Source organism: Rivihabitans pingtungensis (genome assembly GCF_003201855.1).
GTDB classification, from domain to species: Bacteria; Pseudomonadota; Gammaproteobacteria; order Burkholderiales; family Aquaspirillaceae; genus Rivihabitans; species Rivihabitans pingtungensis.
In genome coordinates this window covers 1-23272 of the sequence record NZ_QJKI01000021.1, presented here as the reverse complement: position 1 = coordinate 23272, position 23272 = coordinate 1, and the positions used below count along the sequence as shown (strand labels likewise).

The 23272-nt window shown below is 64.0% G+C and carries 21 protein-coding genes; 6 read left to right on the top strand and 15 right to left on the bottom strand.

The genetic code is table 11. The annotated features are described in order from the left end of the window. Window positions 1–13: 13 nt before the first annotated feature. Both DFR34_RS13180 and DFR34_RS13175 read right to left on the bottom strand, forming a co-directional pair. Window positions 14–313, bottom strand: a complete 300-nt coding sequence (locus tag DFR34_RS13180) for an Rdx family protein (RefSeq protein ID WP_110391626.1) — start codon at window positions 311–313, stop codon at window positions 14–16. Window positions 314–358: 45 nt separating this feature from the next. After that, the gene (locus tag DFR34_RS13175) at window positions 359–1984 is read right to left on the bottom strand and encodes a methyl-accepting chemotaxis protein (protein WP_110391625.1); all 1626 of its coding nucleotides are present in this window, start codon (window positions 1982–1984) and stop codon (window positions 359–361) included. A 191-nt stretch (window positions 1985–2175) separates the two neighbouring features. Between DFR34_RS13175 and DFR34_RS13170 the strand changes: the two genes are divergently transcribed. The 4 genes from DFR34_RS13170 to DFR34_RS17190 all read left to right on the top strand — a co-directional run bounded on the left by DFR34_RS13170 (window position 2176) and on the right by DFR34_RS17190 (window position 5962). Continuing rightward, a complete protein-coding gene (locus DFR34_RS13170; protein ID WP_245906892.1) occupies window positions 2176–2919 on the top strand; it encodes a pseudouridine synthase in 744 nt (247 codons plus the stop codon). 82 nt (window positions 2920–3001) lie between these two features. Further along, window positions 3002–3457: a universal stress protein gene (locus tag DFR34_RS13165; RefSeq protein ID WP_110391624.1), complete on the top strand. Its 456-nt coding sequence runs from the start codon at window positions 3002–3004 to the stop codon at window positions 3455–3457. A 467-nt stretch (window positions 3458–3924) separates the two neighbouring features. After that, window positions 3925–5517 (top strand): methyl-accepting chemotaxis protein, encoded by a 1593-nt coding sequence (locus DFR34_RS13160; protein ID WP_146215149.1) that lies wholly within the window; start codon window positions 3925–3927, stop codon window positions 5515–5517. A gap of 160 nt (window positions 5518–5677) precedes the next feature. Then, complete coding sequence (locus DFR34_RS17190; RefSeq protein WP_158281827.1) at window positions 5678–5962, top strand: hypothetical protein; 285 nt, start codon at window positions 5678–5680, stop codon at window positions 5960–5962. A 72-nt stretch (window positions 5963–6034) separates the two neighbouring features. Here DFR34_RS17190 and DFR34_RS13150 read toward each other — a convergent pair whose 3' ends face one another. From DFR34_RS13150 to ssuE, 13 genes are all read right to left on the bottom strand, one after another. Next, the gene (locus tag DFR34_RS13150; protein ID WP_110391621.1) at window positions 6035–7675 is read right to left on the bottom strand and encodes a methyl-accepting chemotaxis protein; all 1641 of its coding nucleotides are present in this window, start codon (window positions 7673–7675) and stop codon (window positions 6035–6037) included. A gap of 527 nt (window positions 7676–8202) precedes the next feature. Then, on the bottom strand, window positions 8203–10017 hold the full coding sequence (locus tag DFR34_RS13145) for a family 2A encapsulin nanocompartment cargo protein cysteine desulfurase (RefSeq protein WP_110391620.1): 1815 nt from the start codon (window positions 10015–10017) through the stop codon (window positions 8203–8205). Beyond that, a complete protein-coding gene (locus DFR34_RS13140; RefSeq protein ID WP_110391619.1) occupies window positions 9992–10924 on the bottom strand; it encodes a family 2A encapsulin nanocompartment shell protein in 933 nt (310 codons plus the stop codon). The genes DFR34_RS13145 and DFR34_RS13140 overlap by 26 nt, the downstream gene beginning before the upstream one ends. 248 nt (window positions 10925–11172) lie before the next feature. Then, on the bottom strand, window positions 11173–12129 hold the full coding sequence (gene epsC, locus DFR34_RS13135) for a serine O-acetyltransferase EpsC (protein WP_110391618.1): 957 nt from the start codon (window positions 12127–12129) through the stop codon (window positions 11173–11175). 34 nt (window positions 12130–12163) lie between these two features. After that, on the bottom strand, window positions 12164–12667 hold the full coding sequence (locus DFR34_RS13130) for a rhodanese-like domain-containing protein (protein WP_110391617.1): 504 nt from the start codon (window positions 12665–12667) through the stop codon (window positions 12164–12166). A 709-nt stretch (window positions 12668–13376) separates the two neighbouring features. After that, a complete protein-coding gene (locus DFR34_RS13125) occupies window positions 13377–13691 on the bottom strand; it encodes a DUF2325 domain-containing protein (RefSeq protein WP_158281826.1) in 315 nt (104 codons plus the stop codon). Window positions 13692–13704: 13 nt separating this feature from the next. Next, the gene (locus DFR34_RS13120) at window positions 13705–14295 is read right to left on the bottom strand and encodes a malonic semialdehyde reductase (RefSeq protein ID WP_110391615.1); all 591 of its coding nucleotides are present in this window, start codon (window positions 14293–14295) and stop codon (window positions 13705–13707) included. A gap of 22 nt (window positions 14296–14317) precedes the next feature. After that, window positions 14318–14533: a TOBE domain-containing protein gene (locus DFR34_RS13115; protein ID WP_110391614.1), complete on the bottom strand. Its 216-nt coding sequence runs from the start codon at window positions 14531–14533 to the stop codon at window positions 14318–14320. A 172-nt stretch (window positions 14534–14705) separates the two neighbouring features. Next, window positions 14706–15500: an ATP-binding cassette domain-containing protein gene (locus DFR34_RS13110; RefSeq protein ID WP_110391613.1), complete on the bottom strand. Its 795-nt coding sequence runs from the start codon at window positions 15498–15500 to the stop codon at window positions 14706–14708. Window positions 15501–15526: 26 nt separating this feature from the next. Further along, window positions 15527–16300: an aliphatic sulfonate ABC transporter permease SsuC gene (ssuC, locus tag DFR34_RS13105; protein WP_110391661.1), complete on the bottom strand. Its 774-nt coding sequence runs from the start codon at window positions 16298–16300 to the stop codon at window positions 15527–15529. 13 nt (window positions 16301–16313) lie between these two features. After that, window positions 16314–17447, bottom strand: coding sequence for an FMNH2-dependent alkanesulfonate monooxygenase (ssuD, locus tag DFR34_RS13100; RefSeq protein WP_211309410.1), 1134 nt, complete (start codon window positions 17445–17447; stop codon window positions 16314–16316). A 57-nt stretch (window positions 17448–17504) separates the two neighbouring features. Beyond that, window positions 17505–18440 (bottom strand): sulfonate ABC transporter substrate-binding protein, encoded by a 936-nt coding sequence (locus tag DFR34_RS13095; RefSeq protein WP_110391611.1) that lies wholly within the window; start codon window positions 18438–18440, stop codon window positions 17505–17507. Between the two features lie 55 nt (window positions 18441–18495). After that, the gene (gene ssuE, locus DFR34_RS13090) at window positions 18496–19077 is read right to left on the bottom strand and encodes an NADPH-dependent FMN reductase (RefSeq protein WP_110391610.1); all 582 of its coding nucleotides are present in this window, start codon (window positions 19075–19077) and stop codon (window positions 18496–18498) included. Window positions 19078–19459: 382 nt separating this feature from the next. Here ssuE and DFR34_RS13085 point away from each other — a divergent pair, with 382 nt between their 5' ends. Then, a complete protein-coding gene (locus tag DFR34_RS13085) occupies window positions 19460–20527 on the top strand; it encodes a helix-turn-helix domain-containing protein (RefSeq protein WP_158281825.1) in 1068 nt (355 codons plus the stop codon). A 577-nt stretch (window positions 20528–21104) separates the two neighbouring features. Continuing rightward, window positions 21105–23272 (top strand): DUF4347 domain-containing protein (locus tag DFR34_RS13080; RefSeq protein WP_158281824.1); only part of this gene is annotated, 2168 nt, incomplete at its 3' end.

Below are 23272 nucleotides of genomic sequence, written 5' to 3'. Positions count from 1 at the left end.
TTTGTTCTCCGCGCTAATTGGCCGGCCGGTCACTGTGCCCCAGCGAGCGGCCAGGGTCGATCTGGTCGCGCACTTTCTGCTTGAGTGTCTTGATATCGGGAAAGCCGTCTTCGGTTTTGCGGTCCCACAGCAACACGCCATCCACATGCACACTGAATAGCCCGCCCGTGGCCGGAATCAACGCTACCTCGCCCAGATCCCCGTCAAACGTGGTCAGCAGCTCCTGCGCCATCCAGGCAGCGCGCAGCAACCAGCGGCACTGGGTGCAATAGCGGATTTCCACCCTGGGGCGGACAACAACGGGATCAGACATGGCAAGGGCTCCGGCAAAACGCCATTATAAGCGTGAGGACGTGGCCTAGCCGGTATGAAACGCCGACGCATGGCCGGCCAGGTGCTGAGCTTCTTCAGCCAGGGCGCTGGCCGAGACATCCAGCTGCTCCACTACCTGCTGCAAAACCTGCAAGCTGCCATGAATATGTTGCATGCCTTCGGCGTTTTCTGCCATGGCCGCCGCCTGCTGGCGGGTGGCGCTGGCCACTTCGCCTGCTACTTGATGGATATTGTGCATGTGGCCGGTAATGGTGTCCTGGGCCAGACGAGCCTGATCCAGCGCGGCCAGGCCATCTTCCACCTGGCTGGTCAGCGCCCCCATCGACTGTGCGGCATGCTCGGTCGAGCCCCGGATCGCCTCAATAATGGCGGTGATATCGCCGGTGCTGCTGCTGGTGCGCTCGGCCAGTTTGCGCACCTCATCGGCCACCACGGCAAAACCCCGCCCTTGCTCGCCGGCACGGGCGGCTTCAATCGCCGCGTTCAAGGCCAGCAGATTGGTCTGATCGGCGATGTCGTTGATCACTTGCGCCATGGCCCCGATACGCCCCACCGCTTCGTTCAGCTCGCTCATCATGCTGCCCAACTGGCGGGTGGCGTCTACCAGCCCCTGACTGGCATCACGCGAGGCCAGCATGGCTGATTCAGCATGCTGGTTGGCCTGGTTGGCCTGACGCACTTCTTCGGCATGGCCGCCAATCGCCCGCGCCATGGCGTCGATCCCGGCGCGCATCTGCTCGGCGGCGGCGGTCAGCGCCGACATGGTGTGGGCGATATCGGCTCCGCGCGAGCTGGCGGTCTGCGATTGTGACGACACCTGACCGGAAGTCTGGCGCAGGGTGCTGGCTGCATGCTGGATCATGCGGATGGTGTCAGCCTGCTTATCCAGCATGCTGTCGATGGCACGGGCGATATCCGCCACTTCATCACGGCCACGGCTATGCAAGCGCCGGTCCAGATGATTGCCAAGGCCGGCCAGAAACTGGCGGATATCGTCCAGCGAACGCACGATGCTGCGGCCGAACAGCACATCCAGGGTAATCAGCCCCGCCATGCACAGCAGCAGGGCAATCACCAGATTGGTGCTGGTGCGCTCGGCCTGGGCGCTGGCCTGCTGCTGCTCTTGCTGGCCCTCGCGCTCCAGCGTGGTGCTGAAGGCATCCATGGATTTTTCCAGCGCCTTGAAACGCTGGTTGAAGGTATCGAATACCTGGTGGGCATCGCCGTGGCTGGCCAGGGTGTTGAGCGCGGCGTCGGCCTCGCGCAGATAGGCTTCCAGATCCGGCTTGAGCGCATCCAGCTCGCGGCGCTCCTGGGACGACAGCGGCAGCGCGTCGTTTTTGGCGACATGTTCGCGCAAATCCTTGGCATGCTCGGCAAACGATTTGCGCACCTCGTCCAGCGTGGCCGGCGTGGTATTGGCCTGGCTGGCCTGGTAATACATTTCCAGCACATCGCCGCGAACCGCGTCGTGCATCATGTCGGCCTCACCCTGGTTGCGCAGCTTGCCCTGGCCGGCCGATGCCTGCTCCAGTGCCTGGGTCAGCTGGCGCGTCTGCCAGTAGTTCACCGAGCCCAGCACCAGCAGGGCCAGCGATGCCATGATGGCCAGAATGGCCAGGCGGGTGCGGATACTCAATTGGTTCAGCATGGCGATATCTCCGGCCTTTGCACACAAAGGCAACAAGCGATTAATCGTTTGATTTTGATCAATATCCAGCGTGATTTAGTTGAATGGTATGCCATGGCTGCCCGGTTTGTCAGCCTGGCATGGCTGATGCCCGGGTAATTTGTCGTGATGGCTGCGCTACAATGCGGTTTTGTTCACGAAAGTTTCCGTCCATGAGCGACTCCGCCGCCCTGCCCCGCCTGTCCAAACTGATGGCCGAACGCGGTCTGTGCTCGCGCCGCGAAGCAGACAGCTATATCGAGCGCGGCTGGGTGAAAGTGGATGGTGAAGTGGCCACCCTCGGGTTGCGCGTCAGCCCGGACGCCCGCATCGAGTTGCTGGCCCAGGCGCGCGGCGCCCAGCAAGAGCGGGTGACCATCCTGCTGCACAAGCCGGTGGGTTATGTCTCAGGCCAGGCGGAAAAAGGCTATCAACCCGCTGTCAGCCTGATCCTGCCCGAGCGGCGCTGGGGCGGTGATACGGCGCCGTTGCGTTTTCAGCGCGAACACCTGCGCGGCCTGGCCCCGGCCGGCCGGCTGGATATCGATTCCACCGGGCTCTTGGTGCTGACCCAGGATGGCCGGGTGGCCAAAACGCTGATTGGCGAAGATTCCGGCGTCGAAAAAGAATATCTGGTGCGGGTGGCCGGCAAATTGTCGGCCGAAGGACTGGCCAAGCTTAACCACGGCCTGAGCCTGGATGGCCAGCCGCTGCGCCCGGCCAAGGTGTGGTGGCAAAACGACGATCAGCTGCGCTTTGTGCTGCGCGAAGGCAAAAAGCGCCAGATCCGCCGCATGTGCGATCTGGTGGGCCTGCGCGTGTTGGGCCTCAAGCGCATCCGTATCGGCAAGCTCATGCTGGGCGACCTGCCGCAGGGCCAGTGGCGCTATCTGGCGCCAGGCGAACGTTTCGACTGAGGATGGGTCCACCAGCCCAAGCTGGCCTGCAGCTTGCCGTGGCCAGCGCATTCCGAATTTCTCCCGTTGACAGGAGTTTGTCATGTACCGCCGCATCCTGGTTGCCATCGACAATAGCCACGGCACGCCGCATGTGCTGGATGAGGCACTGAAACTGGCCGGCCTGCACCCGGCCGAGCTGCATCTGGTCACTGTGGTCAACCTGCTGGAGCTGGCCGTAGAAGACCCCCGCCAGCACGATCCGGCGCAACTGGCCACGCTGGCCGATCAGCATGGCCACACCGTGCTGGCCCCGGCCAAGCAACACGCCGGCCAGCATGCCGGCCCGCTGCACACCAGCGTGCGGCACTGCTGGGAAGGCGGCAAGGACATTGCCCGCGCCCTGCTCAAGCATGCCCGCGACATCCATGCCGACCTGATCATCATGGGCACCCACGGCCGGCGTGGTTTGCGCCATGCGTTGATGGGCAGCGTGGCCGAATATGTGATGCGGGAAAGCCACCTGCCGGTGCTGGTGGTGCGCACCCCGCGTGACTGATATTTGGCAAAAACCCTTCTGTGCTTGTGGAATCCCGCTACAATCTGTCAAAACATAAAACAGAACGTCAGCCGGGATACGGAGCGCGCTTCGTAGGCGCAGGCTGGCACCCGAGCGCATGCCTTGCCTGATGGTCTGCCTGACCATGAATCAGCGGGCTGCGCTGGCCCCTTGGAACGGCTGACCCATCCTCAAGCATTGCCTACAACACTCAGCGCAACGGTCCTGGCCAGGCGTGTGACCACCACCATATCGGTGACACAAGCCCGCCAGACGGGCTTTGTGGGCCGCGCTGACTGGCCTGAACCGCTGCGCGGGGTTTGTCCGCCGTTCCTGGTGCTGTTTACCGTATGTTCCCGTGTGGCGAAGCAGCCTGGCTGCTCGGCGCGCTGTGCCTGTGCCAGCACGCCCGGCCTGATGCGTCACGCGAAAACCCGGTGGCCAGCGTTGACTTCACGGACTTTCACATGAGCTTTCGTCTTCGCATCATGAGCATGGTGGCCGGTGCGCTGCTGCTCGCCCTGATTGGCCTGGGCTACGCTGCCCTGGCCTTGCAAGCCAGCCAGCACAGCGCCAGCCGCTTTTTTGACCACGACCTGAAAACCCTGCACGCCATCGACGAAATGTACGCGCAGGGATTGCAAACCGGCCAGGCGCTGCGCAATGTCATTCTTGACCACAGCAACCCGCAGGGCCATCAAAACCTGGCTTCTGCGCTGAAAGCCTTTGACATCGCCTTGGCCAGCGCGCGCGAAGCCAGTCCCGAACGCGCCGAACTCTGGCAGCAGATCGACCAGTTGCAACAGCAGCGCCGCCGCGCACTGGAACACACTCTCCAACTGGCGGCCGATCAGCACGCCGAAGCCGTCGCCACACTGAATGCCAGTGAAACCCCGGCCTGGCGTGCCTTGCGCAAAGTGCTGCTGGATGCCCGGCAAAGCCAGCGCCAGACTGCCGAACAGATCAAGGCCGATACCGTAGCCGACAGCCGGCAGGCCATGCACACCGTGCTGGTGCTGGGCGCGGTCAGCCTGCTGGTGGCTGCCGTGCTGATCCAGCGGGTGCTGGCCAGCCTCAAGCGCGAGCTGGGCGGCGAACCGCGTGCCGCACGGCAGATGATGCGCCGGGTGGCTGACGGCGACCTGACCGTGCATATCGACGCCCCGGCCGGCAGCTTGCTGGCCACACTGGACGACATGGTTACCGCGCTGCGCACCCTGCTGGAAGCCATCGACAAACAGGCGGTGGAGCTGGCACTGGATGGCGATGAAACCAGCCGGGCCTCGGCCAGCATGGCGGACACCGCCCAGCAGGAAGCCCTGGCGGCCGGCGCACTGACCGACAGCGTCAATGCTTTTCTGGACAGCGCCGCGCGCATTGCCGAGAGCGCGCAATCCACCCGCCACGACGCAGACGCCGCGCTGACCCTGTCACGCGAAGGCGCCCAACTGGCGCAAAGCGCCGCCACGCGCATGGACAGCCTGTCGCGCACGGTCAGCCAGGCCGCCAACACCATCCAGGTGCTGGATCAGCGCGCCGACAAGATCGCCAGCATGACCTCGGTCATCAAGGATATCGCCGACCAGACCAATCTGCTGGCGCTGAACGCTGCCATCGAAGCTGCCCGTGCTGGCGAGCAAGGGCGCGGCTTTGCCGTGGTGGCCGACGAAGTGCGCAAGCTGGCCGAACGTACTGCCCAGACCACGCTGGAAATCGACGGCCTGGTCAACGCCATCCAGCACGATACCGATGCCGCCGTGCACGCCATGCACGCCGCTCTGCCGGAAGTGGACGACGGCCAGAAACTGGCCAGTCAGGCGGCGGGGGCGCTGGATGCCATCCGCGATGGCGCCCAACGCACAGTGGCACGGGTGGAAGACATCGCCCAGGCCAGCCAGGGGCAAACCCAAGCCAGCCACGCCATTGCCGGCCAGGTACAGCGGGTGGCCGCCATGGTGGCCGAAACCAGCGACACCATCCGCCAGTCGGCCATCAATGCCGCCCACCTCAACGGCATTGCCGTGGCACTGAAAACCCAGGTGGAGCGCTTCCGGATGTAGTGGTATACACGCGGTTACATTCCGACACGCCTCACTCACAGACCGCATTCAGGGCAGCGGGTAATCTTCACTCATCGGCTGCAAGACAAGGCAGCGACACCCAAACCCCTGGGGATATGCCCCAAACCCTGAACGCTTGAGAGATAAAAGGATAGCCGCCATGAACGCCAAGACCCTGACCCAATCCCTGATCGCTGGTGTGTTTGCCGTGTCCGCCGGCCTGGGCTTTGCCGCCGACGCCGCCAAGCCGGAAGCCAAACCCGCCGCCGCACCGACCCCGGCAGCCGCTGCCGCCCCGGCTGCCAAGGCTGAAGCCAAGCCGGAAGTGAAGGCCGAAGTGAAAAAGACTGAAAAGGCCGAGAAGAAAGACGTGAAGAAGGTTGAACACAAGGCTGAGCACAAGGCAGAAAAGAAGGCTGAAAAGCCGGAAGCCGCCAAGCAATAAGCACCCGGCCCGCACCCAGACCTTTCGTGCCCGCCCCCGCCGCAGCCTCTCTGCGCCGGGGGCGGGGTGCATTCAGGTCGCCAGCCGGAAGCGGCCGACTTCCTGATCCAGCTGCAGCACAATGCTGCGCAACGATTCCGCCAGCCCCATGGCCTGATGGGCGTCCACGCTGAAGCGTTGCGCCGACTGCGCCACATGCTCGGTGCGCTCGCCAATATGGCGGGTGGCCAGCGATTGCTCGCCCAGGGCGTTGATCAGGCCGTTGAGCTCGCGGTGCGCCAGCGCCGCGCCTTCGCGCAGCTCGGCAAACGGCTGCAACAACTCGCCAATCAACTGCACGCCAAACGCCACCAGGTCTTCGCCTTGCAGCAAATTGGCCGCCGAGGCGCGGGTTTGCTGCTGGATGGCGTTCACCGTCACGCCGATTTCCTGGGTCGAGCGAGTGGTGTGTTCCGACAGCTTGCGGATTTCATCGGCCACCACGGCAAAGCCGCGCCCTTGCTCGCCGGCGCGGGCGGCTTCAATCGCCGCGTTCAAGGCCAGCAGATTGGTTTGCTCGGCAATCTCGCGGATCACGCCGACCACGCGGTGAATTTCGTCGGTTTTACTGGCCAGCTCGGCCACCTCTTGCGACGACGCATGGATGGAATCCACCATGCGCTGGATATGCCCGGCGGCGTCGCGCAGCACTTGGTCGCCGCGTTCGGACAAGGTCAGCGCTCGCTCAGACACCGCTTGCACCTGCTGCGAGCTGTGCGACAGGCGCTGGATATTGTCGCCCAACTGATCCACCGCGCTGGCCATGGCGGCGGTGGCCGTGCTTTGCCCTTCGGCGCCCTGGTGGATCGAGTGGCACAGCTCGCCCATTGATGAAGCCGCGCCAGAGACGCTGCCAGTGGCGTGCTGAATGCGCGACACCAGATCATGCAGCTGGGCGCGCATGCGCTCCAGATTGGCCATCAGGCTGTGCGGGTGGGCGTTTTTTGCCTGCACGCTGTGGCCCAGATCACCTTCCGCGATCGAGGCCAGCGCATGCGCCGCCTGGCGCGGATCGCCGCCCAGCGGGCGTTGCACGCTGTGCAAAATGCCCAGCCCGACCCCCAGCGCCGTCACCCCGCTGGCCAGCGCCAGCGCCCACAGCCAGTGCGTCAGCTGGCGGCCATCGGCGCCGGCTTGCTCGCCAGCCTGACGCAGCGCGCGCTGACGCTCGGCCAGAAAAGTGCTCATGCGCTGGCTGTATTCACGCAATACCGGTACGCCTTCGCGGGCGAACAGATCGCGCGCTTCCGGTTCTTGGCCGCTTTGCAAGAGCGAGGCCAATTGCGGTGCCAGGGTGATCAGCGTGCGATGCAGACTTTGCAGCCGCGCCAGCGCGGCGCGCTCGGCGGGCTGATTTAATTGACTGGCGGCGCCGGCCAGCGCCGCGCCAATGGCCTTGTCACGGCCGGGCAAGCTTTGCTTGAAGCGCATCAGCTCGCTGGCGGTGGGATTGCTGTTGACCAGCAGATGAATATCGCGCTCCAGGTCGTTGACCAGAAACAAGGTGCGGGTGGCCTGCTCGACTTGCGCGGCTTCCACCTGGGCCAGACGCTGCACTGTCGCCTGCATCCGTGCCGCACCATAACCGGCCGTGAGGCCCAACACCGCAAACAGCGCCACCAGCAAGGCCACGCCCAGGCGCACGCGCCAGATCAGATTCAGGAAAGTCAGCATGGAGAAAGCTCCGTCAAGGGCTGACGGTTGGCGCCAGCCGCACTGTCAGGCGCTGGCGCGGTTTATCCGGCCAGCAAGGCATGTAGTCGAGAGCGCAAGACGCACATACGCAGGCCCAGATCGTGCAGTTCACGGCGCAGGGTGTGGCTGGAATGCGGGGCAGTGTTGAGAGGGGTCATGGTCAAATCTCCCGAAAAAGCGGCAAGGCCGAGTAAGAGCCGCTCACAAAACTCCCTGGCGTTGTTGTGTGACCTTGCCGTACTGTTTGTACTGTCTGCGGTCACACGCCTAGCCAGGATCGCTGCGCTGAGTTTTGTGAGCGGCTCCAGGCCTTGCCGTAAGCCAATGTTGACAATCAGAGGTTGCGGAAACGAGCCGCACCACCACTGTACCTTGCTTGCATAGAATTAAAAAAACAAAAAATATGACTTTTATAGTTAAAATAATTCTAAATGCAATGGGGACAAAAAAAGGGCATGCCAGCTGGCATGCCCGTCAGACACAAGCCCCCTAGGCTTGGATGCAACTCAGCGGCGGCCGTGCGCCAGGCGGTTGACCACCGCCACCAGCGCGTCCACTTCCTCGCAGGTGTTATAAAACGCCAGCGATGGGCGCACGGTGGCTTCCAGACCGAAACGGCGCAGGATGGGCTGGGCACAATGGTGGCCAGAGCGCACGGCGATGCCTTCGCGGTTGAGCGCCGCGCCGATTTCCTCGGTGCGGTAGCCCGGCAGCACAAAGGACAGCACGCTGGCCTTGTGTTGCGCCGTGCCGATCAGCCGCAGGCCGGGCACCCGCTGCAAGCCGTGGGTGGCGTAGGCCAAGAGATCATGCTCGTAATGGGCAATGCGCTCCAGACCGATGCGCTCGACATAGTCGATGGCGGCACCCAGGCCCACGGCGTCGGCGATATTGCCGGTGCCGGCTTCGAACTTGTTCGGCGCGGGCTGATACTGCGTGCGCTCGAAGGTCACGTCGGCAATCATATTGCCGCCGCCCTGCCACGGCGGCATCTGCTCCAGCAGCGCTGCCTTGCCGTACACCACGCCGATGCCGGTGGGCGCAAACACCTTGTGTCCGGAGAACACAAAGAAATCCGCGTCCAGCGCACGCACATTGACGCGCAGATGCGACACCGACTGCGCGCCATCCACCAGCACGCGCGCGCCTGCCGCATGCGCCAGCGCGACAATGGTTTCCACCGGGGTGATGGTGCCCAGCGCATTGGACACCTGGGTGATGGCCACCAGCTTGGTGCGCGCGTTCAGCAGCTTGCGGTATTCATCCAGCAGGATCTGGCCGCTGTCGTCCACCGGAATCACCCGGATCACCGCCCCCACCCGCTGCGCCAGCAACTGCCACGGCACGATATTGGCGTGGTGCTCCAGCTGCGACACCACGATTTCATCGCCGGCGCCAATATTCTGCTGGCCCCAGGTGTTGGCCACCAGATTGATGGCCTCGGTGGCGCCGCGCACAAAGATGATTTCGCTGGACGAACCGGCGCCGATAAAGCGCGCCACCTTGTCGCGCGCCGCCTCGTAAGCATCGGTGGCGCGCGCTGCCAGCTCATGCGCGGCGCGGTGGATATTGGAGTTTTCGTGCTGGTAAAAGTACGAAATCCGATCAATCACCGACTGCGGCTTGTGCGTGGTGGCGGCATTGTCCAGCCAGATCAGCGGCTTGCCGTTCACCCGCTCGGCCAGGATGGGAAAATCCCGGCGCACCGCCTGCACATCCAGCGCCCCGCTGTGCTGGCCGGGGTGACTGGGCGCGGCCGGCTGGGCATACAGCCGGGGAATATCGCCCTCCAGAAAATAATACGACGGCGCGCTGGCGGCGGCCGGCGTTGGCGCGGCGCGCGGCGGCTCGGCCAGCAGCAGGCGCAGGCCATCTTCGCCCGGCAGGCCAAAGGCGCGCGCCACCACGGCATCGTCGCCCTGCGCCGGCAGCGGCGGCAGGTCGGCCGGCTCTGATGGGCCGCTGCGGCCGCCCAGCGCGCCGTTTTCCGCCAGGAAGTAATACGCCCCGGCGCTGTCGCTGTGCGGACGCGGGCCGCCTGCCGGCACATCGGGCAGACCGGCGCCAAAGCCCACTGGCGCAGCGTAGGAGGCCACCCCGGCGCGGCCAAAGTCGGCCAGTTCGGCCGGCGGCGCGGGCGCATCGTCCGGGGTGGCGGGCAGCGCTGCGGGCGTCACGCTGGCGGGGGCGGCGGGCTGCACGGCGGTGACCGGTGGGGTCTGGCCGGGCAGGCTGGCAAAAAAGGCATTCGCCAGTTGCGCCAGGCCGGCGACGTCAAACGGGCTGGCCGTCAGCTCACTTGTAGGTGTTGGGGTAGTCATGGTACTTGTCAATCTCCACGTCATCGAGCACGGCCACGGCGTCTTCGGTCAGCACAGCCAGCGAGCAGTACAGCGAAATCAGGTAGGACGCGATGGCGTTGCGGCTGATGCCCATGAAGCGCACCGACAGCCCCGGGCTTTGCTCGCCAGCCAGGCCCGGCTGGAACAGACCCACCACGCCCTGGCGCTTTTCGCCCACGCGCAGCAACAGGATTTGCGTCTTGCCGTCCACGATCGGCAGCTTGTCCGACGGCACCAGCGGCACGCCGCGCCAGGTCAGGAACTGGCTGCCAAACAGGCTGACGGTGGGCGGCGGCACGCCACGGCGGGTGCATTCACGGCCAAAGGCGGCAATCGCCAGCGGGTGGGCCAGGAAGAAGCCCGGCTCTTTCCACACCTTGGTCAGCAGCTCGTCCAGATCATCCGGGGTGGGCGCGCCGGTCAGCGTGCTGATGCGCTGGGTCGGGTCGATATTGCTCAGCAGGCCGTATTCCGGGTTGTTGATCAGTTCGCTTTCCTGACGCTCCTTGATGGTTTCGATGGTCAGGCGCAGCTGTTCGCGGATCTGGTCGTGCGGGCTGCTGTACAGATCGGACACGCGGGTGTGCACGTCCAGCACGGTGGTGACCGCGTTCAGGAAATACTCACGCGGGTTTTGTTCGTAATCGACATAGGTTTGCGGCAGTTCGGCTTCGTCGCGTTGCGAGCAGGCCACTTGCACGTTCGAGGCATTTTTCACCCGGTTCAGGCGGAAAATACCCGCTTCCACCGGCAGCCATTGCAACATGTGCACCAGCCAGCGCGGCGAGATGGTGGACAGCTGCGGCACGGTTTTGGTGGCGTTGGCCAACTGGCGGGCGGCATGGTCGCCCAGCGCCTGCTGCGGGATATTCTGGTAGTCTGTCATGTTTTAAGCTCCTTGTCATATTCGGCGGCCAAACGGGGGCCTGCCGGGGGAAAAATCCACGGAAAACATTCAGTGTCGGGTGGCGGTCAGCCGGTGTGTCGGCAGATGGGCGCCATGCGGTCTTGCGGGTTCAGCTCACTGCCGCCTGGCAGGGATAAGCGCCGCTCACAAAACCCAGCGAGCGGTCCTGGCTAGACAGTACAAGCACGACCACGCCAGGAGGGTTTGGTAAGCGGCGCTACGTGCGTTCAGTCATGGCGCACCTCGCTTTGCACATTGGCCTGGGTGACATGGCTGCCCGGCGGCACGCTGCGCGTCAGCCAGACATTGCCGCCAATGCTGGAGCCACGGCCGATGGTGATGCGTCCCAGCACAGTGGCGCCGGCGTAAATCACCACGTCATCCTCAACAATCGGATGGCGCGGCGCGCCTTTTTCCAGCGAGCCGTCCTCGGTGGTGGCAAAGCGCTTGGCGCCCAGCGTCACCGCCTGATACAGCCGCACCCGCTCGCCAATCACCGCGGTTTCGCCAATCACTACGCCGGTGCCGTGATCAATAAAAAATCCACGGCCAATCCGCGCGCCAGGGTGGATGTCGATGCCGGTTTGCGCATGCGCCAGCTCGGCGATCATCCGCGCCAGCAGCGGCGCGCCCGTCTGATACAGCTGATGGGCCAGGCGGTGATGCAGCACGGCCAGAATGCCGGGGTAGCACAGCAGCACTTCGTCCACGCTGCGCGCGGCCGGGTCGCCATGAAACGCCGCCATCACATCGTCGTCGAGCAGGCCGCGCAGACCGGGCAGCGCGGCGGCAAAGTCCTGCACGATATGCACCGCCCGCTGGTGCAAATCCGGCCGCTCGCGCGCCTCGTGGCGAACCTGATAGTTAAGCTCCAGCTTGACCTGGGCCAGCAGGGCGTTCAGCGCGCTGTCCAGGGTGTGGCCAACGTAAAAATCTTCGCTTTCTTCGCGCAGATCGGGCGGGCCCAGCCGCATGGGAAACAGCGCGCCGCACACGGCGTGGACAATCTCGGCCAGCGCCTCGCGCGAGGGCAGCTCGCGCCCGCCGGGCTCGCGTCCGCGCCCCTGGCGCTTGCGCCAGCTCATGCGCGCCACGCGCAGCCGCGCCACCACATCGGCCAGCGCCCACTGGCCGCCAAACACTTCCGGGGCCGGGCTCAGCCCGGCGCGCACGCTGTCATTCATGGCAACTCTCCGTATGGGGGCGATGGGTGTTGGCTCAGTCCTGCACCCACGGCAGCCCCCAGTGGCGCCAGCCGCCGCTGTCGCCGCGACGTTGCTGGGTGTCCAGGTCGCCTTCAAAGCCTTCCAGCACGTTGTACACCGCGGTAAAACCGGCCAGGGTGGCAGCTTCTGCCGCTGCCGCCGAGCGCTTGCCACTGCGGCACAGCAGCAGGATCACGCTGTCCTTGCTGGCGATTTTTTCCAGCTCGCGGACAAAGCGCGGGTTTTTCACCAGCGCGGCGCCGGTCATCCACGCCACATGCTGGCCGCCAGGCACATGGCCGACGAATTTGAGTTCTTCCGCTGAGCGCACATCGACCAACTGCGCGGCGCCGGCCTGAAACAGCGCCCAGGCTTCTGGCGGATACACGCCGCCAGCGTAAATGGCGCCGGATTGCTGGCCGCGCAGGCGCGCCTGGCTGAGAATGTCGGCAGGGGTGTGCGCCGCCAGATCAGACAGCGGGGCATCGAGAGAATCATCAATGGTGGCGGTGCTCATGGCGAAATCCTTGTGAAGAGTGGATGTGCTTCACTATACCGGCCATATATATTTCTTTTTGTAAGAAAACAGGATTTCTATATTTCTAATAAATCTAAAAAGACCGTGGATAAGCATTCGAAAAGCATGCAAATTGTTGCGGACTTATATCATTCAGATACAAACGATGCCAACAGTGGCCACTATGATGACGTTTGTCAGCTGCCAGCACACAGCAGACTCTCGCGGCAAGAAAGCGCCGCCTCACCAAAGGAACCCACGCTTGATGAACGCCAAGACCTCGTGTCACCCTCAGCTTGTCGGCATGCTGGCCAACCTGGAACCGTTTGGGGGGCTCGTGGGCATTCACGGCAATCTGGCCGGTCGGCCTGCGATGAGAAAAGTACGCAAGAGACGAAACCTGGCGCACTAAGCGCTGCTCACCAAACCCTCCTGGCGTCGTTACGCGGCCTTGCCGTACGACTTGTACTGTCTGCGGCCGCGCGCCTAGCCAGGACCGCTTTGCTGAGTTTTGTGAGCGGCACTAAGCCAGGCTAAACCAGGATTCACCGCCCGCCTCTGACCGGGGGCGCACCTTCACCAGCGGATTCAGGGGTAATACCTGATGGGGTATTAACCAGGCTGTTATCGGTGAAGAAAGTGTCCCCGGTCAGAGGCGTGGCCATCGGCGCAGAACGCCTGTCGCGACTGCGCCGACACTATTTTTGTCTCACGCCGCATAACGCAGCGCGGCGGTGTCCGGCGTGGATTGCAGGCGAGTGGCCACTTCGGCCTGACCGCCCTGCTTGCGGCCGACAAAAGCCACGCTGATGCGCTGGCTGCGCGCCGTGGTTTTCATCTTGCGCGCCAGCGCATGGCTGACAAACTCCAGCATGATGACCATATGGGTGACGCCAGCCGGCAGCGGCCGCTTCAGGTCGTTGTTCTTGCGCCCGGTCCAGTGCACCACCTCGGTGTAGCCGCTGGCGTACAGCGCGCGTTTGGCGGCGTCAACGTGGTCGCCGCCGATGATCAGTGCCCGCATGTCAGCCTCCCCGTCACACGATGTGTGCAACCTCGTCAAACGCCAGACGCGGGCCACGCGGCGCGGCGCCTTCGCGCACGCCATAGCCCAGATTCACCAGCAAGAGCGAATGCAAACGCTTGTCGGCAAAAAACGCCTGATCCACCGCGTCGGCGTCAAAGCCGGTCATCGGCCCGGCGTCCAGCCCCAGCGCGCGCGCCGCCAGAATCAGATAGCCCGCCTGCAAGGTGGCGCTGGTGCGCGCGCTGGGTTCGATCAATTCGGGGGCCTTGGCGAACACCCCGCGCGCGTCAAACGCCGGGAACAGCTCGGGCAGACGCTCGTGGAACTCGCGGTCGTAGGCGACAATCACCGTCACCGGCGCGGCCAGGGTCTTGTCGCGGTTGCTGCCGGACAAAGTCGGCGCCAGGCGCGCCTTGGCGTCGGCGCCGCGCACGAACACATAGCGCGCCGGCTGGCCATTGAAGGCGGTCGGCCCCCATTTCAGCAGCTCGTACAGCGATTCGATCACCGCATCGCTAACCGGCTGATCGGTAAAACGGTGCAGTGAGCGCGCCTGGGTGAACAGTTGTTCCAGCGCGGCGTCGGGCAGGGGCGTGGCCATGGTGAGGCTCCTTGGGCGGGGGTTATAGCGTGGCGATCGACACTTCGGTCGATTTGACGAAGGCGACCACTTCCGAGCCGACCTTCAGTTGCAGTTCTTTCACCGAGCGGGTGGTGATCACCGAGGTGACAATGCCCGAGGCGGTTTGCACATCGACTTCCGACAGCACCGGGCCTTCGATGATTTCCTTGATCGTGCCGCGAAACTGGTTGCGCACATTGATGGATTGGATGGTCATGGGGTGAGTCCTTATTCAGTATTCAGAGGGATGTCTGTCAAAAACACGCAGCGGGGCCTCGAGCGGCTAACAAAACCCTCCTGGCGTTGTTGCCCGACCTTGCCGTACTACCCGTACTGTCTACGGTCGTGCGCCTAGCCAGGATCGCTGCGCTGGGTGTTGTGAGCCGCTCTTATAGCGCCCACTGCAATTGCGAAACATGAATCGCCGGCGCAGGCGTAGGCGTAGACGCCGGCTGGGCGTTGGGGCCTTGCAGCACCCGTTGCAGGATGGCGTGCTCCAGCGCCACAAAGGCCGGGTCGGCCGGGTTGCGGCTGCGCGCCAGCGGCACCGGCGTGTCCATGGCCACCTGGCCGTTTTCCACCAGCACCACCCGGTCGGCCAGGTTCACCGCCTCGCCCACATCGTGAGTCACCAGCACGGTGGTGCAGCGATGCGCCAGCCACAGCCGTTCGATCAGCCCCTGCATGTCCAGCCGGGTGAGCGCATCCAGCGCGCCCAGGGGTTCGTCCAGCAGCAAGAGGCGCGGCTGGTGCACCAGCGCGCGGGCCAGGGCCACCCGCTGGCGCTGGCCGCCGGACAAGCGCGCCGGCCATTCATCGGCCCGATCGGCCAGGCCGACTTCGGCCAGCGCGTCTCGCGCCTGCTCGCGCTGCGCCGGGGCCAGGCCCAGGGCGACGTTGTCCAGCACCGACTTCCACGGCAACAGCCGCGCCTCCTGAAACATCACCCGCACGCTTTGCTGCGCCGGCTGGCGCAGCTCGCCGCCGTCGGCGCGATCCAGCCCGGCCAGCAGGCGCAGCAGCGTGCTCTTGCCGCAGCCGGAGCGGCCGACCACCGCCAGAAACTGGCCGGCCGGAATGCTCAGGTTCAGCCCATCCAGCACCACCCGTTCGCCAAAGCGGCGCGTCAGGCCGGACAACACAATCGGCGCGTGTTCTGCGCTGGGCAGGTCGTCAAGTTTCATCACGGTTTCCTTTCTTCTGCACGGCGTCATGCGGGCTGGAAGTACGAGGGATGCCACTGCAACCAGCGGCGCTCCAGCCAGCGGGCCAGCGAATCCACCACCTTGCCCAGCAGGGCGTACAGCAGGATGGACAGCACGACAATGTCGGTTTGCAAAAACTCACGGGCGTTGGCGGCCAGATAGCCAATGCCGCTGGTGGCCGACAAGGTTTCCGCCACGATCAGCAAGATCCAGGCGATGCCCAGCGCGTAGCGCACGCCCACCAGAATCGACGGCAACGCGCCAGGCAGCACCACATGGCGGAACAGCTCGCGGCCGGACACACCATAGCTGCGCGCCATTTCCAGCAAGGCCGGGTCGATTGAGCGGATGCCGTGATAGGTGTTCAGGTACACCGGAAACAGCGTGCCGAACGCCACCAGAAACACCTTGGCCGATTCATCGATGCCAAACCACAAAATCACCAGCGGCAAAATCGCCAGCGGCGGGATGTTGCGCAGCATTTGCAGGGTGGTGTCGAACAGCGCCTCGCCCAGCCGCGACAGGCCGGCGATCAGGCCAAAAATCAAACCCAGGCCGCCGCCGATGACAAAGCCGCTGGCGGCGCGGCCAAAGCTGCTGGCCAGATGGCGAAACAACTCGCCGCTGCTCAGCAAGCCCCAGCCAGAAGTCAGCACCGCCAGCGGCGCCGGCAGCACGCGATGATTGATCCAGCCCAGGCTGGAGCCGAGCTGCCACAGCGCCAGCAGGGTGAACGGCGCCAGCCAGGGAATCAGCCGGGAAAACCAGGAAGCTTTCATGCGGATGCTCCGTTCACGACGCCGCCGCCAGGCGCGGCACATGCTGGTTGGCCATCACCTCGCCGGCCGCATGGCCGCCGGTGCGCGCCGGCTGGGCGCGGCCCGGCAGGTGCGGAAACACCAGTTCGGCCACCCGATAGGCTTCGTCCAGGTGCGGATAGCCGGACAGCACAAAGGTGTCGATGCCCAGCTCGGCATATTCGCGCAGCCGCGCCGCCACGGTGGGGCCATCGCCCACCAGCGCCGTGCCGGCGCCGCCGCGCACCAGGCCCACGCCCGCCCACAAATTGGGGGCGATTTCCAGCCGGTCGCGGCGGCCGCCGTGCAAGGCCGCCATCCGGCGCTGACCTTCAGAATCGGCGCGGCCCAGGGTGTGTTGGGCGTTGGTGATCACCTGATCATCCAGCTTGCTGATCAAGGCATCCGCTGCGCGCCAGGCTTCTTCGGTGCTGTCGCGCACAATCACATGCACGCGCAGGCCAAAGCGCAACGTGCGGCCATAGGCGGCAGCGCGCTGGCGCAGATCGGCAATTTTTTTCGCCACCTCGTCCAGCGGCTCGCCCCAGCTCAGGTACAAATCCACATGGCGGGCGGCCAGGTCGTGCGCTGCCGGCGACGAGCCGCCAAAATACACCGGCGGATGCGGCTGGCTGACCGGGGGAAACAACTGTTGCGCGCCTTTGACGGTGATGTGCTTGCCTTCCAGGTCCACCACCTGGCCGGACAGCACGCCCTTCCAGACATCCAGAAACTCGCTGGCCGCCTCGTAGCGCTCGTCGTGGCTCAGCCAGCAGCCGTCGCCGGCCAGCTCCACCGGGTCGCCGCCAGCCACCACATTGATCAGCAAGCGGCCATTGGAGTGACGGTCAAAACTGGCCGCCATGCGCGCCGCCACGGTGGGCGACATGATGCCGGGGCGCACCGCCACCAGAAACTTCAGCTTGCGGGTCAGCGGAATCAGGCTGGACGCGGTCACCCACGGGTCTTCACACGAACGCCCGGTGGGAATCAGCGCGCCATCAAAACCCAGCGACTCGGCGGCGCGGGCAATCTGGCTCAGATAATCATGGTCCACGGTGCGCGCGCCTTCCGGGCTGCCCAGAAAGCGGCCGTCGCCATGGGTGGGGAAAAACCAGAACACATTCATTGCAATACACTCCTGCCAGATTGAATTCGGTGATGGGCGGAAACCCCGAGCCGGCGCTCAGCGGCCTGGCCGCCAGGCGGCTTCGTGCACCTGAATCGGACGCGGGATCAGCCCCAGACCATGAAAGGTGTCGGCGATCTTTTGCTGCTCGCGCAGCACCGCAGGCGTCAGGTAATCCACCCGATAGCTGGGATGGCGCTCCAGCATGGTTTCGTACACGCCAGCGTCCAGGCCGGTGTAGCCGGACAAGGTGGCAGCCACTTTTTTCACCTCGCCAGCCAGCTGGCGGTCGTTTTCGGTGAGCGCCTGAAACACCACGTCGATCACCTTGGGGTTGGCGCGGGCAAATTTGCGCGCAGCCAGATAAAACGTGTTGTTGCTGGTCAGCCCCTGGCCGGTGGCCAGCACGCGCACGCCGCCCGCGCGCTGGGCGGCGGCGTAGTACGGATCCCAGATGGTCCAGGCGTCCACGCTGCCGCGCTCCAGCGCGGCGCGCGCCTCGGACGGGCTCAGATACACCGGCTGAATGTCGGCGTAGCTCAGGCCGGCTTTTTGCAGCGCGCTCACCGTCAGGTAATGGGCGCTGGAGCCCTTGGTGAAGGCGATTTTCTTGCCCTTCAGATCCGCCAGCGTGCGAATCGACGACGCCGCCGGCACCAGGATGGCGGAGGATTCCGGCTTGGCCGGCTCCTGGCCGATGTAGACAATCTCGGCGCCGGCAGACTGGGCAAAGATCGGCGGCGAATCGCCGGTCATGCCCAAGCTGACGCTGCCGGCGTTCATCGCCTCCAGAATCGGCGGGCCGGCCTGAAATTCAAACCACTTCACCTCCACCCCCAGCGGCTTGAGCCTTTGCTCCAGCACGCCCTGCGCTTTCAGCGAAGCCAGATTGATGGCGCTTTTCTGGTAGCCGATGTTCAGCTCCAGCGCCCAGGCTGAAGACAGCGATGCCGCCAGCAGCAGCGCGCTGGCCAGACGAAAAACCGGTTTCATGACATGTCTCCCTGATCAATGTCGCGCAACGGCGCCCAGACACAGCGGCGCGCGCTCACAGACACACTCGCAGGCCAGACCACGAGGCCGGCGCCTGCTGGGCGCGCCGTCGCGCCGACAGCTGGCTGGCAAACAGCTGGGCGGCTTCGTCCAGCCGGGCGCGCAGCGCCGGCGCCAATGCCAGGCCGCCGTCGGCGTCCACGCCGATGTCGCCGCTGACCGCGAACACGCCCTGATGAATCTCGCTGGCTTTCAGCGCCGACAGCACCGGCTTGAGCGCGTAATCCACCGCCAGCAGGTGCCCGGCCGAGCCGCCGCTGACCAGCGGCAACACCGGCTTGCCGGCCAACCCGCCTTCCGGGATCAAATCCAGCAGCACTTTCAGCGCGCCGGCGTAGGCCGACTGGTACACCGGGGTGAGCACCACCACGCCGCTGGCCTGCGCCAGCTGGCGGTGAAAACCCTGTACGGCTGGATGGTCAAAGCGCGCCAACAGCGCCGCCTCGGCCGGAAAATCACTGACCGACACACGGCGCAGCTCGATGTCGGCGGCGTTGAGCGCCTGCTCCAGCGGGTCGAGCAGACGCAGGGTTTTCGAGGTGGCGCTGGGGCTGCCAGAAATGGCGAGGACGTTCATCGGGTAGGCCAGAATGCAGTCAAGATGGTCGCACCTTAGCACGCAGTTTTTATGCGCTTTAAACAAGGGAATTGCACATCGTTAGCAGAATTTCTGCTAAGAGTTGCTCACGAAACTCAGCGGAGCACGCCTGGCCAGGCGCGCAGCCGCAGGCCGTACAAGTACTGGGCAACAACGCCGAGAGGGGTTTGTGAGCGGCATATCTGGTCAGGTGCGCCCGCGCCGGCCGCACAAGGGGACAAAACGTGGAGTGGTACAAAATCTGGCGTTTGCGTACAGGCCAGGCAAAATCATGTGCTGTCTGGCCTGTCACAGTGCGGATAATGAATGGTGGTATGATCCGGCAGAATATCTTTCGGATCATTCTCACACGAGCGCACCGATGTCCAGCACAGGTGAAGACCGCCTGCCCCTGATTCATTTCACCAGCCAGGATTTGCCGGCTGAGCAGAATTACGCCATCTGGCGTCAGGCCACCGATACGCTGTTTGATATTGCCCTGCATGACCCGGGGCAAGCCGGGCGTTTTCAGGCGGATTTAACCTCTTATTCACTGGGCTCGGTATTGCTGGGCCACACCCGCTCGGTGGCGCAGTGTTTTTCCCGCTCGACCACCACCATTGCCCGCAGTGGCATTGACCATATCATCGTCCAGCTTTACATGGTGGGCGGGTATCACGGCCGCGCCGGCTCAGCAGAGATTGAAGTACAGGCTGGGGATATTTGTGTGCTGGATTGCGCGGAGACATTTGATACTCAGGCCAGTGATTTTGAAAACCTCACATTGGTGATTCCCCGGGTACTGCTGGAGGCCAAATTGCCCCGGCTGGAAGCCCTGCATGGCCTGGTGCTCAAGGCCGGCAGCACCTGGAACCGGATTCTGTCGCAACACCTTTTGGTGCTGTTCGAGCAGGCGCCACACATGACCGTGCGCGAGTGCGAAAGAATCGCCGGTGGCGCCATTGCCCTGCTGGCGGCTTGTCTGCAAGGTGAAATCGAAACCCGGGATGAACAGGCTGGCGCCAATGTCACCCGCACGGTGCTGCACGTGCGCCGCCATATTGACGCCCACCTTTCTGACCCCGCGCTGGACGCCGAGCAGGTGGCTGCCCGCTTTGCCCTGTCGCGCGCCACCCTATACCGGCTGTTTGAACCGTTTGGCGGTGTGGCCGGCTATATCCGCAGCCGTCGCCTGCGCCGGGCGTTTTTTGCCTTGCGTGCCCGCGAACTGGCCAATCTGCGCATCAGCGACATAGCCCAACGCTGTGGCTTTGCCAGCATGGCCACCTTTACCCGTGCCTTCAAGGCGGCATACGGTGTCACTCCGGCCGCGCTGCGCAGCGTGTCGGCATTGAATCCGGCTCGGACTGGCCCGCACAATCCTGCGCTGGACGACGGGCAGGGCATTACCCGCTGGATGCATGAAATCACGGCAGATCAACACGGTTAATAAGCACGCACAAAACACGTGTGGCATTGTTGCACGTCAGTTCTACTGTCTGCGGCCGCCTGCCTCACGGCATTTTTGAGCGGCCTTATTCGTATTGCAAGCGGAGTTTTTGCGCTGGGAAACCGACATTTCATCGCAAAGTCCGCTCAATCTGTCTTAATCGTTCTGGTGGCAATTGACTTTGCCTGGCCCGCTATCCAACATCGGCAAACGTTGAAAAACGTGCAAGGTTTCGCCATGGCGGAGGCTGCCAAATCTTGCCCGGTTAAGCGCCGCTCACAAAACTCGAAGTGATCGTGCTTAGGCATGTGGCCGTAAGAGCGTACGCCACGCCACAAGGGATTTTGTGAGCGGCGCTGAACGTCGCCTTGGCCATTTTCTCACCCACCTGGGGATGAAGTGGCCCACATCATGACGTAATCAAACAGCATGTTGCCGGCGCCCTGCGCACACGAATCCAGCTAAATTCAAGCCCAAAACATGCCATATATGTTTTTTGATGGATATTGCGTTTTCACCGATTGAAGTGATCGGCGCTGATGTCACGATCAGCGACCATTTTTACCGCGCCAGACCCATGAATCCTGCTTTTTTCGTTCGCCATCCAGACACCCCCACCCTGTACGCAGCAGCCAAGCCCGCATCATTGATTGTGGTTGATCAGGGCATCCAGGATTGGCCATATCTGGTCAGCCTGTTGCCAGCCTCATCTGCACATACTGAAGTAGTGATACTGGATGGCGGGCTGGATCAACTGGCCACCCACCTGGCGCACAGGCCGGCAGGTTCGCTGCACACACTGCATCTGCTCTGTCACGGCCGCAGCGGTGGCTTGTTACTGGGCAAGCAGTGGCTGACGCAAGCCAATCTGGCCACACACGCGGATAGCCTGCGCCAGATTGGCCGCGCACTGGCGACAGACGCCGACTGGTGGGTGTATGGCTGTGAAGTGGCACAGGGAGCACGTGGCCAGCGTTTTGTCGCTGAGCTGGCACAGTGGAGCGGCGCCCAGCTTGCCGCAGCATCCACGCCAATTGGCGCGGGCCATGGCTGGACGCTGGATGTGCAGGTCGGCCGGCCCAGCCGCCAGCGGATTCCGGCCTGGTTGACCAAGGTGGCCAACCAGTATCGTGGCGTGCTGGCGGCCTCGCATGATTTTGACAGCACCACCGATGGGGGCGATTATACCTCGGTGGCCACCTCCACCACCTGGGGCTGGAGCGCCCCCATCACCGCCATCCGCTTGACCGCCGCCAACGGCACTTGGCGGATGATCAACGATTACGGTTATAACGGCATATACGGCTGGGGCGGCTCGGCATTCACCGGCGCCTGGGCGCTGAATACCGGTTCCAGCGCCGGCAGCTCGGTTACCCTGACCGCCGACATCAACAACGACGGCGTGTTTGGCGATGCCTTCTGGCTGAAAAGCCTGAAACTGGCCGACCCAAGCAATACCGGCGGCATTTATACCATCAAACCCAACGGCGCCAGCAGCGGGCAGGAGCTGGTGGAAGTGCCCAGCAGCTTTACTTCGCTTGCCAGCTACACGCCCGGCGTCACCAGCAATTTCAATCGTGTTACCAGCGTGGTGATCCAGTTTGCCGGCAGTGCCAGCGGCATCGGCCTGGACGACATCGACATTGCCGAGCCCAGCAATACCGCTCCGACCATCAGCAGCGGCGACACTGCCAGCGTGGCGGAAAACGCCGCCACCAGCACCGTGGTGTACACCACCAGCGCCAGCGATGCGGAAGGCGACGCCATTACCTATTCGCTCAGCGGAACCGATGCCGCTGCATTCAGCATCGACACCGCCGGCGCCGTCCGCCTGCTCAGCCCGGCAGACTATGAAACCCAGCCCAGTTACAGCTTCACCGTCAATGCCGCCGATGGCTATGCCACCAGCAGCCAGGCGGTGACACTGAGCATCAGCAATGTCAACGAAGCGCCGACAGCGGTCAATTTCACCAGCGCTGGCCTGAATTCTGCCACCGCCGTGGCGGGCGCCTCGGTGGGCACGCTGTCCGCAGCAGACCCCGATGTTGGCGACACACACACCTTCAGCCTGGCTCTGGGCAATGGCAGCAATGACGCCGACAATGGCAAGTTCACCATGCTGGGAAACACGCTGAAAGTGGGCGCCACGCCTTTGGCGGCAGGCAGCTATCATGTGCTGATGCGCGCCACCGATGCCGGTGGCTACTATCTCAACCAAGCCAAAACCATCGTCATCAGCCTGGCCAATATGGCGCCGGTCATCACCAGTGGAGCCAGCGGCAGCGTGGCAGAAAACGCCGCCACCAGCACGGTGGTTTATACCGCCACCGCCACGGATGCCGAGAGCGATGCGCTCACCTATGCGCTGACCGGCACCGATGCGGCATCATTCAGCATCGACACCGCTGGCGCCGTGCGTTTGCTCAGCCCGGCCAACTTTGAGGTCAAATCCAGCTACAGCCTCACCATCAATGTCAGGGATGCCACCCACACCACCACCAAGGCGGTGACCCTCAATGTCACCGATGTCAACGAAGCCCCCAGCGACATCAGCCTGAGCAACAGCAGTGTGGCAGAAAACACCGCCACCGCCAGCGCGCTGACCATCGGCTCCCTCACCAGCGCCGACCCGGATGCCGGCAACACCTTCACCTACAGCATTGTCGGCGGCGCCGACCAGGCACGCTTTCAGCTCAGCGGCGCCAACCTGCAATTCAAGGCCGGCACCACGCTGGACTACGAAAC